This is a genomic window from Shigella sp. FC1567 (assembly GCF_001743015.1).
Taxonomy (GTDB): Bacteria; Pseudomonadota; Gammaproteobacteria; order Enterobacterales; family Enterobacteriaceae; genus Escherichia; species Escherichia coli.
On the sequence record NZ_MIIV01000004.1, the window covers coordinates 1 to 14527 of the forward strand.

General features: G+C 43.4%; 13 protein-coding genes and 2 pseudogenes. 8 read left to right on the forward strand and 7 right to left on the reverse strand.

Annotated features, from left to right (window positions below; all coding sequences use genetic code 11):
- From BHE85_RS27095 to gadW, 3 genes are all read left to right on the forward strand, one after another.
- Positions 1 to 106: hypothetical protein (locus tag BHE85_RS27095; protein ID WP_000385218.1), on the forward strand; the 106-nt coding region annotated here is incomplete at its 5' end.
- A gap of 369 nt (positions 107 to 475) precedes the next feature.
- Positions 476 to 1300 carry an acid resistance transcriptional activator GadX gene (gadX, locus tag BHE85_RS00295; protein ID WP_001191068.1) on the forward strand — a complete coding sequence of 275 codons (825 nt, stop codon included), beginning with the start codon at positions 476 to 478 and terminating at the stop codon, positions 1298 to 1300.
- 367 nt (positions 1301 to 1667) lie between these two features.
- The gene (gene gadW, locus BHE85_RS00300; RefSeq protein WP_000149990.1) at positions 1668 to 2396 is read left to right on the forward strand and encodes an acid resistance transcriptional activator GadW; all 729 of its coding nucleotides are present in this window, start codon (positions 1668 to 1670) and stop codon (positions 2394 to 2396) included.
- 362 nt (positions 2397 to 2758) lie between these two features.
- On the opposite strand, the gene mdtF is transcribed toward gadW, so the two are convergent.
- Entirely contained in the window at positions 2759 to 5872 is a 3114-nt protein-coding gene (gene mdtF / locus BHE85_RS00305) for a multidrug efflux pump RND permease MdtF (protein ID WP_000024894.1), read from the reverse strand.
- A 24-nt stretch (positions 5873 to 5896) separates the two neighbouring features.
- Positions 5897 to 7006: a multidrug transporter subunit MdtE gene (gene mdtE, locus BHE85_RS00310; protein ID WP_342746080.1), complete on the reverse strand. Its 1110-nt coding sequence runs from the start codon at positions 7004 to 7006 to the stop codon at positions 5897 to 5899.
- Between the two features lie 107 nt (positions 7007 to 7113).
- Between mdtE and BHE85_RS00315 the strand changes: the two genes are divergently transcribed.
- Positions 7114 to 7392, forward strand: coding sequence for a hypothetical protein (locus tag BHE85_RS00315; protein WP_001205329.1), 279 nt, complete (start codon positions 7114 to 7116; stop codon positions 7390 to 7392).
- Here the strand turns inward: BHE85_RS00315 and gadE are convergent, their stop codons facing one another.
- Together gadE and hdeD are read right to left on the reverse strand one after the other, a co-directional pair.
- Positions 7393 to 7920, reverse strand: a complete 528-nt coding sequence (gene gadE, locus BHE85_RS00320; protein ID WP_004983620.1) for an acid resistance transcriptional activator GadE — start codon at positions 7918 to 7920, stop codon at positions 7393 to 7395. It abuts the gene before it with no gap.
- A 798-nt stretch (positions 7921 to 8718) separates the two neighbouring features.
- Positions 8719 to 9291, reverse strand: a complete 573-nt coding sequence (hdeD, locus tag BHE85_RS00325) for an acid-resistance protein HdeD (RefSeq protein ID WP_000965672.1) — start codon at positions 9289 to 9291, stop codon at positions 8719 to 8721.
- A gap of 254 nt (positions 9292 to 9545) precedes the next feature.
- Here hdeD and hdeA point away from each other — a divergent pair, with 254 nt between their 5' ends.
- The 3 genes and pseudogenes from hdeA to BHE85_RS00340 all read left to right on the forward strand — a co-directional run bounded on the left by hdeA (position 9546) and on the right by BHE85_RS00340 (position 11031).
- Positions 9546 to 9878, forward strand: a complete 333-nt coding sequence (hdeA, locus tag BHE85_RS00330) for an acid-activated periplasmic chaperone HdeA (RefSeq protein WP_000756550.1) — start codon at positions 9546 to 9548, stop codon at positions 9876 to 9878.
- A gap of 115 nt (positions 9879 to 9993) precedes the next feature.
- Positions 9994 to 10320: an acid-activated periplasmic chaperone HdeB gene (hdeB, locus tag BHE85_RS00335; RefSeq protein ID WP_001298717.1), complete on the forward strand. Its 327-nt coding sequence runs from the start codon at positions 9994 to 9996 to the stop codon at positions 10318 to 10320.
- A 63-nt stretch (positions 10321 to 10383) separates the two neighbouring features.
- Positions 10384 to 11031, forward strand: a pseudogene (locus tag BHE85_RS00340) (MgtC/SapB family protein).
- A gap of 41 nt (positions 11032 to 11072) precedes the next feature.
- On the opposite strand, the gene BHE85_RS00345 reads toward BHE85_RS00340, so the two are convergent.
- From BHE85_RS00345 to BHE85_RS00355, 3 genes and pseudogenes are all read right to left on the reverse strand, one after another.
- Positions 11073 to 11603 carry a helix-turn-helix transcriptional regulator gene (locus BHE85_RS00345; protein WP_000478610.1) on the reverse strand — a complete coding sequence of 177 codons (531 nt, stop codon included), beginning with the start codon at positions 11601 to 11603 and terminating at the stop codon, positions 11073 to 11075.
- Between the two features lie 155 nt (positions 11604 to 11758).
- Positions 11759 to 12325: an outer membrane lipoprotein Slp gene (slp, locus tag BHE85_RS00350; protein WP_001057453.1), complete on the reverse strand. Its 567-nt coding sequence runs from the start codon at positions 12323 to 12325 to the stop codon at positions 11759 to 11761.
- A gap of 354 nt (positions 12326 to 12679) precedes the next feature.
- A pseudogene (locus tag BHE85_RS00355) lies at positions 12680 to 13797 on the reverse strand (hypothetical protein).
- A 473-nt stretch (positions 13798 to 14270) separates the two neighbouring features.
- Between BHE85_RS00355 and BHE85_RS00360 the strand changes: the two are divergent.
- The coding region (locus BHE85_RS00360) for an IS3 family transposase (RefSeq protein ID WP_069673479.1) at positions 14271 to 14527 on the forward strand (257 nt) is incomplete at its 3' end.

The window sequence follows — 14527 nt, forward strand, 5'->3', positions numbered from 1 at the left end:
CTTTGCTGAACTGTTGCTGGAAGACTACAAAGCCTCCCTGAAATATCTCAGCGATCACCCGAAACTGCAGGGTATTGCCCAGCAGAACAGCTTTAAACACACCTGATAACATAACGTTGTAAAAACCGAATGCCCAGCCTTTAAAAAAACAGCTGGGCATTCGGTTGCTTATTAATCGCAATAATATATTGGCTGTCTATTCATCGTGTTGATAAGATATATGTTATATGAATGTTTATTAAATGTAGCGATTGCCTTTAATGTCACGAAAAGGGATTATTTGCTTGCTATTAATTTCACTGCGTTCTTAAACGCGTTTTTGTATTATAAATCCAGTCATCCTGCCCGTAGAACATCACACATTATCATCCTGTTCTCCCGCTTCGTTTAAATTTATTTATCAATCAATTTGACTTAAGAGGGCGGCGTGCTACATTAATTAACAGTAATATGTTTATGTAATATTAAGTCAACTATGCAATCATTACATGGGAATTGTCTAATTGCGTACGCAAGACATAAATATATTCTCACCATGGTTAATGGTGAATATCGCTATTTTAATGGTGGTGACCTGGTTTTTGCGGATGCAAGCCAAATTCGAGTAGATAAGTGTGTTGAAAATTTTGTATTAGTATCAAGGGATACGCTTTCATTATTTCTGCCGATGCTCAAGGAGGAGGCATTAAATCTTCATGCACATAAAAAAATTTCTTCATTACTCGTTCATCACTGTAGCAGAGATATTCCTGTTTTTCAGGAAGTTGCGCAACTATCGCAGAATAAGAATCTTCGCTATGCAGAAATGCTACGTAAAAGAGCATTAATCTTTGCGTTGTTATCTGTTTTTCTTGAGGATGAGCACTTTATACCGCTGCTTTTGAACGTTTTGCAACCGAACATGCGAACAAGAGTTTGTACGGTTATCAATAATAATATCGCCCATGAGTGGACACTAGCCCGAATCGCCAGCGAGCTGTTGATGAGTCCAAGCCTGTTAAAGAAAAAATTGCGCGAAGAAGAGACATCATATTCACAGTTGCTTACTGAGTGTAGAATGCAACGTGCTTTGCAACTTATTGTTATACATGGCTTTTCAATTAAGCGAGTCGCAGTGTCCTGTGGATATCACAGCGTGTCGTATTTCATTTACGTCTTTCGAAATTATTATGGGATGACGCCCACAGAGTATCAGGAGCGATCGGCGCAGGGATTGCCGAACCGTGACTCGGCGGCAAGTATTGTTGCGCAAGGAAATTTTTACGGCACTGACCGTTCTGCGGAAGGAATAAGATTATAGAATTTTACTCAGACATAAAAAAAACCTGGCATAGGGGACCGGGAAGAGGATAGTCTGCCGTCTCCAGACTAATAAACCGCTATAACACTCCCTGTTGGCACGGGAAACTTTGTGCTCTCAGTAAGTTAAATATAACTTTTACTGGAAATAAGATCAGCCATTTTTTTATAAACATAAGCTATACGCTGTGCGAAAATATATTCGTGCTGCATTTACTTATTATCAATTAACTGTTATGCAAAACTACTTTGTGGATAAATTTTGGTCCTGCCAAATCTGGCAGTTTTTGCGCTAAGAAACAGTCTGGCAACATTTCATTAGTATACTGAAATTGAAATAATCGCAGTATGAAATATAAGGGATAATCATGACTCATGTCTGCTCGGTGATCCTCATTCGTCGTTCATTCGATATTTATCATGAACAGCATAAAATATCGCTGCATAACGAGAGTATCGTGCTGCTGGAGAAAAATTTGGCAGACGATTTTGCGTTTTGTTCACCGGATACGCGACGACTGGATATCGATGAGCTGACAGTTTGCCATTACTTACAAAATATTCGTCAGCTACCACGCAATTTAGGGTTACATAGCAAAGACCGTCTATTAATTAACCAGTCACCCCCCATGCCGCTGGTGACGGCGATTTTTGATAGCTTCAATGAATCCGGGGTAAATTCACCGATACTGAGCAATATGCTCTACCTTTCCTGTTTATCGATGTTTTCTCATAAGAAAGAACTGATCCCCTTACTTTTCAATAGCATCAGCACTGTTTCAGGAAAAGTTGAACGCCTTATTAGCTTTGATATCGCCAAACGTTGGTATCTGCGCGATATCGCGGAAAGAATGTATACCAGCGAGAGTCTCATCAAAAAAAAGTTGCAGGATGAAAATACCTGTTTCAGTAAAATATTACTCGCTTCCAGGATGTCGATGGCCAGACGATTACTCGAGTTACGTCAAATTCCTCTGCATACTATTGCAGAAAAATGTGGCTATAGCAGTACGTCGTACTTTATAAACACATTTCGACAATATTATGGTGTAACGCCACATCAGTTTGCGCAACATTCGCTAGGTACCTTTTCCTGACATATTTTGCATTTGAATATTGGTCAGGATCTCACACCTGCTTCATGTGAAACTCTTCCCTGATGATTTCTGCCGGGCTACCGGCTAGTTCTCTTTCGCAGTTTGCCAGGCGGTATAGGTATTTTCAGGAGGAAAAGACTCGGCATGTTTGGGATTATTAAGCTGACAATTCATACGATTACGGGAATGTGGGTCAGTATTGTGCTGTTCAAATTGATGACGAATGGCTGGAGTGGTTTCTACTTTCAGTGCTGTGTACTAAGCCTGGTATTCCTGACGGTTAGCTGGTTGTTGAGTGGTGAATGGTTAGCAGGAAAGAGTAAGGCTGAACCTTCACGTTCAACCTTACTCTCATTTACACGTTACGCTTTTTTAAAGCGGGCAAAGAGATGTTCCACTACAACGAAAAAGACCGGAACGAAGTAAATTGCCAGCACTGTTGCGGCAAACATCCCGCCCATCACGCCGGTACCTACCGCGTTTTGCGCGCCAGAACCGGCACCATGACTGATAACCAGCGGCAGCACGCCGAGAATAAAGGCCAGAGAGGTCATCAGGATTGGGCGTAAACGCATCCGCGCCGCTTCGATGATTGCCCCTATCGGCGTTTTCCCTTCTTTCTGCATCATCTCAACGGCAAATTCGACAATCAGGATGGCGTTCTTGGCGGAAAGCCCGATGGTGGTCAGCAAACCAACCTGGAAGTAGACGTCATTACTTAAGCCGCGCAGATCGGTGGCCAGTAATGCGCCAACGACGCCTAACGGAACAACCAACATCACCGAGAACGGAATTGACCAGCTCTCATAGAGTGCGGCGAGGGCGAGGAACACCACGACCAGTGAAATGGCATACAGTGCAGGAGCCTGGTTTGAGGATAACGCTTCCTGATACGACAGTCCGGTCCATGAGTAGCCGACGCCTGCCGGAAGTTTAGCGACCAGGTCTGCCATAAATTTCATAGCGTCACCGGTACTTTTCCCGGCCGCCGCTTCACCTAAAATCTCCATTGACGGGATGCCGTTGTAGCGTTCCAATCGCGGTGAACCATAGGTCCATTCGGTAGACGAGTAGGCAGAAAGCGGTGCCATCGTGCCAGAGGCGTTGCGTACATACCATTGGTTGATGTTATCCGGCAACATACGGAACGGCGTGCCTGCCTGGACATACACTTTTTTCACCCGCCCCTGGTTGAGGAAGTCGTTCACGTAGCTGCTGCCGAAGGCGGTGGAAATTGTCTGGTTGATATCAGACAGCGCCACACCCATTGCCTCAGCTTTCGCGGCGTTGACGTTCACTTTGAACATCGGCGTATCTTCCAGGCCGTTCGGGCGTACCCCGGTGACCTGGTCAGGCGATTGCGCTGCCAGTGATAACAGCTCGTTTCGTGCCTGGGTTAGTTTTTCGTGCCCCAGGTTACCGTTGTCCAGCAGTTCCATATCAAAACCTGACGCGGTACCCAGTTCAGCCACCGCGGGTAAGTTGAACGGGAAGACGACGGCTTTATTGATACTGCTTAACGCAATCATTGCCCGCTGAATGATCGCGGTAACCGAGTTTTCCTCACCGACACGTTCAGACCACGGCTTGAGACTGATAAACGCCAGGCCGTTGTTTTGCCCCTGGCCGCTGAAGCCAAAGCCGCCAACGGTAAACACCGACTGAACATTATCTTTCTCTTTTGTAAGATAATAATCCGTCACCTGTTGCAGCACTTTCGTGGTGTTAACCATGGTGGCACCGGAAGGTAACTGCGCGGTGGTCATAAATACCCCCTGATCCTCTTCTGGTAAGAAAGAGGTCGGTGTACGCAGGAACAGCACCGCCATCCCGGCGCAAATCAGCAGGTAGACCACCATGTAGCGACCGGTACAACGCAACAGCGAGCGGGTGCTATCGGTATAGTGCTGAGTTGATTTTTCAAACAGCGTGTTGAAGCGTGCGAACAGGGCGTTAGGTTTGTGACCGCCTTCCGGCGCGGCTTTCAGAATGGTGGCGCACAGGGCAGGGGTCAGGCTCATTGCCACAAATACTGAAAGCAGCATGGAGGAGATCAGCGTGATGGAGAACTGGCGGTAGATCTCCCCGGTTGCGCCGCTCATAAAGGCCATCGGCATAAACACTGCGGAAAGAACAACAGCAATACCGACCAGCGCACGTTGGATCTGCCCCATCGATTTATGCGTCGCTTCCTTCGGTGGTAGCTTATCTTCCGCAATGACACGCTCGACGTTCTCCACCACCACGATGGCGTCATCCACCAGTAACCCTATCGCCAGCACCATCCCGAACATAGTTAACGTGTTGATGGTGAAACCGACCGCCGACAAGATCGCAAACGTCCCGAGAATAACCACCGGTACGGCAATCGTCGGGATGATTGTGGCACGGAAATTCTGCAAAAACAGATACATGACCAGGAAGACGAGGATGATAGCCTCAACCAGTGTTTTAAAAACTTCCTGAATAGAAATTTCGATAAACGGCGTGGTGTCGTAAGGATAAACCGTCTTCAGACTTGCGGGGAAATAGGCTGATAAGCGGTTCAGCTCCTCTTTGACTGCCCGCGAGGTATCCAGGGCGTTTGCTCCGGTAGCCAGTTTGATGGCGATCCCGGCAGCAGGTTTGCCGTTATAGCGCGCCACGGTGGAATAATCTTCCGCTCCAAGTTCGACGCGGGCGACATCACGCAGCAGCACTTGCGAACCATCTTGCTGAACTTTCAACAGGATTTTGCCAAATTCTTCCGGCGTTTGCAGACGCGTCTGCACAATGATCGAGGCGTTTAGTTGCTGGTCTGCCGCCTGTGGCATGCCACCCAGTTGACCACCGGAAATCTGGTTGTTTTGCACCTTAATCTGGGAAATAACATCGGAAGGTACCAGATTGTATTTATTGAGTTTTTGCGGGTCCAGCCAGATACGCATGGCGTACTCGGAACCAAAGAGCTGTACGCTACCAACGCCCGCGGTACGGCTTAGCGGGTCTTTGATATTAGACGCTACATAGTCCGCGATATCGTACTGGTTGAGGCTGCCGTTATCAGAAATAAACGCCGCTACCATCAGAATATTACTGCTCGACTTATCAACGCTAATCCCCTGCTGCTGCACCGCTTCAGGTAATGAAGGCATAGCGAGTTGCAGTTTATTTTGCACCTGAACCTGTGCGATATCAGGAGATGTCCCAGTCTCGAAGGTCAGAGTGATAGAGGCATTACCCGCCGCATCACTGGTTGAAGACATGTACATCAGGCCATCAAGCCCATTCATATTTTGCTCAATCACCTGAGTGACCGAGTCTTCTACCGTTTGCGCATCGGCACCTGGATAGGTAGCGCTGACGGTAATGGTCGGTGGCGCAATCTGCGGATACTGCGCAACCGGTAAGTTCATGATCGCCAGACCACCTGCAAGCATCATAATAATGGCAAGTACCCAGGCAAAAACCGGGCGATCAATAAAATAGTTAGCCATGAAAGTCCCCTTAAGCCTGCAACGTTATTGTTTCGATTCGGTGCTGGCGTTTTCCTGGCTGGAGGAAATTGCTCGTGCTTTGATACCCGGACGAATGCGTTGCAAACCGGAAACGATCACCCGATCGACAGCCTGCAAGCCAGAGGTGACAACCCACTGGTCGCCGATGGCTTTGCTGGCTTCAATTTCGCGTAGCTGCACAACATCGTCTTTATCCAGAATGAGCGCCGTTGCTTTACCCTGGGCGTTGTGGGTGACGCCTTCCTGCGGCACCAGTAATACATTCTGGCGGCTACCTTCATCCACTAATGCCGTGACGTACATGCCAGGCAGCAAGTCACCATTTGGGTTGGGGAAAATCGCCCGTAACGTCACGGAGCCCGTGGTTTCATCCACCGTCGGGTCGGAGAATTTCAGTGTGCCGGTCTGGCTGTAGCGTTTACCATTTTCCAGATTGAGCTGTACTGGCGTACTGCCCTGAACCTGTTTGATTTGCCCACTGGCGACCTCTTCTTTCATGCGCAAGAAATCCTGCACCGACTGCGTGAGATCGACATAAATCGGGTCCAGACGTTGTACGGTAACCAGCGAATCTGCCTGATTAGCGGTAACGAGTGCGCCGACGGTCACCGACGATTTCCCGCTGACGCCCGTAATCGGCGAGGTGACATTCGCGTATTGCAGATTGATCGTCGCCTGTTCAACAGCCGCTTTGGCGACGGTGACATTGGCTTCTGCTTCATTCAGCTGGGTGCGCGCGGTGTCGTAATCCTGACGGCTAACGTAGTTGGTCTTCAGCAACGATGCCTGGCGGTTAAAGGTGATGCGGGCATTGCTGGCGGTAGAGAGCGCTTTCGCCAGCGAGCCTTTGGCGGAGTTTAGCTCGGCCTGTAAAGGTGCAGGATCAATCTGATACAGCGAATCGCCCTGGTTCACTTTATCGCCTTCGATAAAGTTGCGTTTAATGATAATACCGCCCACCTGGGGACGTATCTCGGCAACTTCATAAGGAACGGTTCTACCGGGCAATTCGCTCAACACATTGACCGAACCGGGGGAGAGTGTGACGACACCGACCTCAGGCGTCATGGCGGCGGCGTTTTCCGCCGATTTGTCATCGCAGGCGGTGAGCATCGCGCCGCAGAATAACAACGGTATTAACAGCTTTCTTCTTCTGTTCATTTTAGTCCCTGAAAATTCTTGAGAAATAACGGTTCTTTAAATTGCGCGCGAGGAGAGATATGAGGGATTTACAGACCAGCGGCATAGTGGGGTTGTCAGCCAGTAAGGTGGGATACAGGCACAGTGATCGACATGGTGAGGTCAACGACAAAAAAAATGTTGCCGTTCTGCCAACAGTTCCTGCCAGCATTCGGGCAACGAAGGGTTCTACTGGTGGATACACATACCAGGGGAATAAAGTCGTTTTAGCCTCTCCTTTAGTAATCACCGGGGGTAATGAAATCAGCATCTGCATCCCTCGTCATGCCAGCCATCAATTTCAGTTGCTTATGTCCTGACTAAAAATAAGATGTGATACCCAGGGTGACGATGTCGCTCATACGTCTTAGTTTCAACTTGTACATAATGTTGAATTTCTGAATCTTTAATGTTTGTTGCGAAATATTGAGCGTCAACGTGATATTGCTTTCATTTTTATTTTTCAGAATCAGTTGCATAATTTTGAACTGATTATGTGAAAAACATAATTGTGAATTCTTATGGGGCAAGTGTTTACCATAAGTAATCTCAAGAAGATTTTTGATACTTTCTTTGCGGCTAACAAAATAAATAGGCGCTTTAGCTTTTAGTTTACTGATGTGATAAGGTGCCAAAACAATAATTCTCTCGGCATCTAATTTCTCCAGAAATTTAATCGCTTCTTCATCAAGGATATGATTGTGATAGGTATCAATGATAACCTTGAAGGGTTTATTGCCTACTTTTTTGATCTCTGACAGGGAATTGATTTTTATCATTTCGTGATTATCTTTCAACTGCCAAAAGCCCTGTAAAAGAAAAGAATCTTTCGTCATGAGAAAAATCATAACTTGCTCCTTAGCCGTTATCGTTTCGAACATGTCATCCTTTTCATTATTTACATCCTTGTCCGAATCGTTGTTCAATATAGTAAACGCCTATAAGAACTTTACCCTTCGTGAACTAATACGTCTATTAACACTAATCAATACTTCAGATTTATCCATCACGCACTCCATATATTGATCCTAAGTAAGATTCCTGGTTGTTATCAGCTTGTAAATAGTAAACAAAAAGTTAACGTTTGCGGATTACTGCCCAAGAATAAGTTATCAATAACCAGTTTGTGATCTCTGAAGAATATTACTAAAGTTAAAATGTAATCCGATTTAAATATCGAGTCTCCTTGTTTCGACTTAAGCTGGCAATTGGATTGCCAGCTTTCTTTTAACGCATTGAAATTACCTGAGTAAATAACGCATTCATGTCTTCAGGTTTTTATATAGCGTCTGGAGACACGGATATTTATGCAATGTAATCAACGCCAGTTGCAAAAAAATGAACCCGGATTACTTATTTAACCGCCCATAGCATCAACGCTTACGGAACTCTTTGTTCACTTTCCCACAGCACTTTTAAAACATTAAACCTGACTACGGAAAATATCAGCCATGATAATGTTTGAAATGGCTAATTTGCCATGGAGTGAAAAAAATTAGATGAAATTCAGTAGGTTGAAATAATCACTAGCAGGTAATTATTTCAATGATAGTGCGCAATTGATCTACAACACTGCGTAGCGGAGAGAGTATTAATCGGATCATAGTCACATCAAGTGACTATGATCCGGGTGACAACCGGGGTAATTATTGCTGCTTAACGAACAAACTGGCGAAGCTGAACAGGCTGGCGGCGCTAAATATCAGTTCAATTCCCACCAGTGTGGAAACCAGCGTTACAGACACCATCGGCGTTGCACCAAGGAATATCCAGGCAATGACGATATCCAGCACACCAATAACGAGCTGTAGCCAGCTGCCTTTCATTGAACGCTGACGATACCAACTCATCAGGCGAATAACCCCTGCAACACAGAACAAACCGGCAATAAATGCCGCAATGGCAAAAATGCCCAGCTCCGGTGCGCGGATGAAGAAATAGCCGATCAATAAATAGGCGACTGCGACGAGGAAACCGGATAATACCGGCCAGAAATTATGACTGCGGTTGCTGAATAACCCGACAATAAGCGCAATACCCGAGCAGATTAATAATGCACCCACTACTGTGCTTAAAATATCGCCAGAGACGAACGGGAAACTGATACACAGCAACCCGACGATAAACAGCAGCACGGCAATAAACTGGATTGCTCTGCGATGTTTTTTAAGCATCTCCAGATCAAACTTCAAAATTGTTGCCTTATCTATATATAACATAGAACCACCCTATAAAATTAAGAAGAAAATCCCCTGCTATCAATCTATGCCAAAAACGCGTCTAAGAATGCAGTCGATTTAATAAAAATTTCCTAATTGCAGTATCTGATGCATCTGTAACTCATTGTATTGAAATAAAAATATCTGATTTTGATATTTTCCATCAACATGACATATACAGAAAACCAGGTTATAACCTCAGTGTCGAAATTGATTTGTGACGGCTCTTTCACTTTATAGTTGAGGATATTACGATGAAAAAAGTATTAGGCGTTATTCTTGGTGGTCTGCTTCTTCTGCCAGTTGTGAGCAATGCAGCGGATGCGCAAAAAGCAGCTGATAACAAAAAACCGGTCAACTCCTGGACCTGTGAAGATTTCCTGGCTGTGGACGAATCCTTCCAGCCAACTGCAGTTGGTTTTGCTGAAGCGCTGAACAACAAAGATAAACCAGAAGATGCGGTTTTAGATGTTCAGGGTATTGCAACCGTAACCCCAGCTATCGTTCAGGCTTGTACTCAGGATAAACAAGCCAACTTTAAAGATAAAGTTAAAGGCGAATGGGACAAAATTAAGAAAGATATGTAATTCCGGGAATGCGTTACATCGTACTTCCTTGCATATTGAACAGGCCGGAATATCTTCTTTAAAAGCAGCTATTCCTCCTGTTCATATATAATCTATATATTGAATGGGTTACAAAATGAATATTTCATCTCTCCGTAAAGCGTTTATTTTTATGGGCGCTGTAGCGGCTTTGTCACTGGTGAACGCACAATCTGCGCTGGCAGCCAATGAATCCGCTAAAGATATGACCTGCCAGGAATTTATTGATCTGAATCCAAAAGCAATGACCCCGGTTGCATGGTGGATGCTGCATGAAGAAACAGTATATAAAGGTGGCGATACCGTTACTTTAAATGAAACCGATCTCACTCAAATTCCTAAAGTGATCGAATACTGTAAGAAAAACCCGCAGAAAAATTTGTATACCTTCAAAAATCAAGCATCTAATGACTTGCCGAATTAATGAGGTACAAGTAAAAAGGAGTAGCAAGTTGAGCCATCTTGCTGCTCCTTTTTGCATTTTTATATGACAGCAGAATTTATTATACGTCTTATACTCGCGGCAATTGCCTGTGGCGCTATTGGCATGGAAAGGCAAATGTGAGGCAAAGGAGCAGGGTTACGCACACATGTATTAATTGGCATGGGAAGCGCCCTGTTTATGATTGTTTCGAAATATGGTTTTGCTGACGTGCTGTCTTTAGATCACGTCGGACTCGACCCCAGCCGTATTGCTGCTCAGGTGGTGACGGGCGTCGGGTTTATCGGTGCAGGTAACATTCTCGTTCGTAACCAAAATATTGTAGGTTTGACGACGGCAGCGGATATCTGGATGACCGCCGCTATAGGTATGGTTATTGGCAGTGGTATGTACGAATTGGGTATGTATGGTTCAGTGATGACCTTGCTGGTGCTGGAAGTCTTCCATCAATTAACCTTCCGCCTGATGAACAAAAATTACCATTTACAGCTGACATTAGTGAACGGTAATACGGTATCAATGCTCGACTGGTTTAAGCAGCAAAAAATAAAAACGGATTTAGTTTCGTTGCAGGAAAATGAAGATCATGAAGTGGTCGCCATTGATATCCAGCTTCATGCCACAACGTCGATAGAAGATCTGTTGCGATTATTAAAAGGTATGGCAGGGGTGAAAGGCGTTTCAATTAGCTAATCTGTGTGGCAGCGTAGTCAGACTCACCGTAAGCCTGAAATTCACACCAGATAATCAATATGCTGATGGCGTACCAGCTCATTGATCCGCTTAAGATTGAGGATCATCATGATATTGTGTTTATGGCAGTAGAACGTTTTTAGCGTTATTTTCAGTTTCTCCAGAATATCCTCCGTTGTCATTTGATTCGCAATGCAGCTCAGAACCTGATGTTGCTTGCGCGAAAGTGACACAGCCGCTTCAGGCACAGAGCAGTAACTGCCATTGATGAGTGCGACAAAATCGATGATAGTGATAGTCCGCGGAACAAAGGTCACCGGCACTTTCCCCAGGCAGCGTTTAATATTAAAGGGGGAGAAAATAATCACATGGACAGGTTTTAATCGTTCAATTTGAGTGAGAAAATTAGAATGAAATACATTATTCATTAATGTATCAATAATGACAAAGGCATTCTGATGCAACATTCCGTCGATCTCTTCTTCGTTCTGTATATGAACGACATTACCTTTGCTCAAAATGTTTTTCATCGCGGTGAAGAACATCGTATCCCTGGTAATTATAAGAAACATAACCGACTCCTGGTGCGGACATTAATTTTATAATCAGTTTGCCAAAGGTAATTAACAGGACAGGGCTTATAATAATAATAGTTAGCTTGCTGTGTATTAATTTTATGTAATGCACGATGCAGATGCTGAGAAAGCATCTGCATCTTTCGGTGGTGTTATTTGACCAGCTCAGGTGTTACCTGACTCACCGCATTGGTGTAGTAAGGCGCACCCCAGCCCGGTTCCGGCCAGAATGCACCATAGCCGTAATCCCATAGGTTATAGGTGGTATTAACCACTTCTCTCAAATGCCACACCTGGATGCCCTGCATATTCACTTCCAGGAAGTTATACGGGACTTTATTGATAAAGCCAGGTTGTTCACCCTGAATGGTACCGAGGATGGTAACAAAGTGATTACGATAGTTCACTGGGTCAAGGAAGCCGCTTTGTCTGGCGAGCAGTCGGCCCTGATAGTTGGCTTCAATATCAGGTTTCGCATAGCTATCCAACGGTAATACAGCGATTTCTAACAACGTATCCGTTTTGCCATTGATAACGTTGATAACCTTCCCACCAAAGCGCGCTTGTTGACCAACATATAACCCCGGCTGGTTATGAACAGCAACAAAACTTTTTTGAATATCAGGTTGGTTATTGCCTTTGATATTTTGCGGAATTGAACTACATGCGGCAAGCAAAAATGAAAGGCTGAGGATGAGTGCACCTTTTGTCATGTTCATGTTACTATCCTTATCAACAAATATTAAAACCATAATAGATATTTCTTTATAGTTTTCATCTGATTCTGAGGCGATATGCCTGATAGTAACGTAAACCTGTCTGATGTTTATATCCCTTTTGTTTAGTTCAATTCCATTGATTTTGGGGCGTGGCATAAGTATCCATCGCCCCATAATATAATCCTTTGTTTTAAAATTACATAAAATCTATTTTTATTCAATAATTATAAAGTGCTAATAATCAATATTATGGTATTATATTCTGATAATGATTTGATAAGCGAATTCTTTTGCCAGATGGTATTTCTATTTCCACCCCATAATTTATATCTTTTTCATTAGGAAGTGGCCTCTTTAAATAAGGCGTGTGTGACATTTTTTTTGGGTTAAGCGTCTCGAATTGAAATACTTCGAACTGATATTCAGACATTTCTGCCCATGTTTGAATTTTATTGTATCGAGAGAGTGTCGTAGAGGCTTTAACTTGCTTATAACATTGTTTTTGGAATTCTTGCTGATATTTTAATATGTCATTGTATGAAAGATTGGTTATCCTGGCCTCTAAAAATTTAATTATTGTCGAAGCAATTTCCGCTTTTGCTCGTAAAAAGTTGTCATTAATGGTTAATAATGTTGAAAATAAACCTTCGATTTGTTTGTCAAGATATTGTCCATCTTTATATAATTTGGGGGGGTAGGGTGTTCTTTATGTAAAAAATAGTGTCACCTAAATTTGCGTCAGTGAAATTTATATTAAGTAGATCTTCGAAATAAAACCTTGACAAGGTTAGAACGAACCCGGAAAGGTTCTGTCCTGTCATATTGAAATCAATAAAGTTGGTTCCGGCAAAGACTTTCATCCTGTTTTTATTTTCACTGTGCTCAATATATAACTTCGTCATTTTTTGATACAGGCTTTGAATATCTTTTATATTAGTTGGTAAGTCAGCTCGTTGTTCAGCAATAAAATTAGTATCTGAAAACATGGTTTGGACACTGAATGTTATGGGTATTCCCTCTTCTACGCTAATTTTAGTTATGATTGCCTTGTCGGGTTTAGGATTAGCGACAACAATGATTCGACATTCAGCACTTTTGTTTTTTTCATATCTAATGTTATTAATCTGATTAAGTATTGATTGTGTCTGTTGCGTAAGTGGTGTCGAACTTATCGTTTCAATGTTATTAATAAGACTTACAAGTTGAACCACAACTTTTGAGTAGTCTGCATTTGTATATGTGGTGTTCGTGTGGCATGCATTAATTTGTTGGAGTTGTTGTTGCGCTAAATCAAATTGTTCAGGGTTGTATCCTTCTCCAGAGAATGTGGAATTAATGGGTTGTTGTTCTTCCCAATTATCACAAGGCCACTTCGGTGTGTCTGGCGTTTTAACATTATCGGTATTTGTTGTGCAGTTATAAATATTGCCGTGATATGTATTTATTATACCTGGGGTAAAGTCAATTGACATAACATTCCTTATTCATCATCTGTTTTATGCTAAGGTTTTTAAATTGGATAATTAGAACAGGAATGGATTTTCTTCTACACACAATAAATATAATGCGTTATATCTTCCTGATATAATTACCTTTAAATTCCCTTTCATTTCCACCCGGTAATATTTGTGTATAAAAAAAGCAGTGATAGTATCGTAAAGGAAAACGTTAACAACTATCAAAAAGCGCTCATTTTAAAAAGTTATTATGTTCTCCGATAGTGTGTGAAGTAATATTTTTGTGATGTTTTAGATGTGTAATAATGAACCAGGTTAAAGTGTATTTAAAAATGTGTTGTATTAGCGACTGAAATCTGCCTTTTAAAAAGGAGGAGGGTACTGAGACAAAGAGTCATTGCTTCTCCGATAAAATGTGAAGTGGCACACTGAATTTGGCCACCTGAACAGAGGTGATATGCTCACCTCAGAACAACACAGGTGCTCCAATGAAAAAAAGAAATTTTAGCGCAGAGTTTAAACGCGAATCCGCTCAACTGGTTGTTGACCAGAAATACACGGTGGCAGATGCCGCCAAAGCTATGGATGTTGGCCTTTCCACAATGACAAGATGGGGCAAACAACTGCGTGATGAGCGTCAGGGCAAAACACCAAAAGCCTCTCCGATAACACCAGAACAAATCGAAATACGTAAGCTGAGGAAAAAGCTACAACGCATTGAAATGGAGAATGAAATATTAAAAAA

Bases quoted from the DNA above. Each gene is read 5' to 3' on its own strand.
- gadX (WP_001191068.1), top strand. From the start codon at position 476: ATGCAATCATTACATGGGAATTGTCTAATTGCGTACGCAAGACATAAA.
- gadW (WP_000149990.1), top strand. From the start codon at position 1,668: ATGACTCATGTCTGCTCGGTGATCCTCATTCGTCGTTCATTCGATATT.
- mdtF (WP_000024894.1), bottom strand. From the start codon at position 5,872: ATGGCTAACTATTTTATTGATCGCCCGGTTTTTGCCTGGGTACTTGCC.
- mdtE (WP_342746080.1), bottom strand. From the start codon at position 7,006: ATGCTCACCGCCTGCGATGACAAATCGGCGGAAAACGCCGCCGCCATG.
- BHE85_RS00315 (WP_001205329.1), top strand. From the start codon at position 7,114: ATGAGGGATTTACAGACCAGCGGCATAGTGGGGTTGTCAGCCAGTAAG.
- gadE (WP_004983620.1), bottom strand. From the start codon at position 7,920: ATGATTTTTCTCATGACGAAAGATTCTTTTCTTTTACAGGGCTTTTGG.
- hdeD (WP_000965672.1), bottom strand. From the start codon at position 9,291: ATGTTATATATAGATAAGGCAACAATTTTGAAGTTTGATCTGGAGATG.
- hdeA (WP_000756550.1), top strand. From the start codon at position 9,546: ATGAAAAAAGTATTAGGCGTTATTCTTGGTGGTCTGCTTCTTCTGCCA.
- hdeB (WP_001298717.1), top strand. From the start codon at position 9,994: ATGAATATTTCATCTCTCCGTAAAGCGTTTATTTTTATGGGCGCTGTA.
- BHE85_RS00345 (WP_000478610.1), bottom strand. From the start codon at position 11,603: ATGTTTCTTATAATTACCAGGGATACGATGTTCTTCACCGCGATGAAA.
- slp (WP_001057453.1), bottom strand. From the start codon at position 12,325: ATGAACATGACAAAAGGTGCACTCATCCTCAGCCTTTCATTTTTGCTT.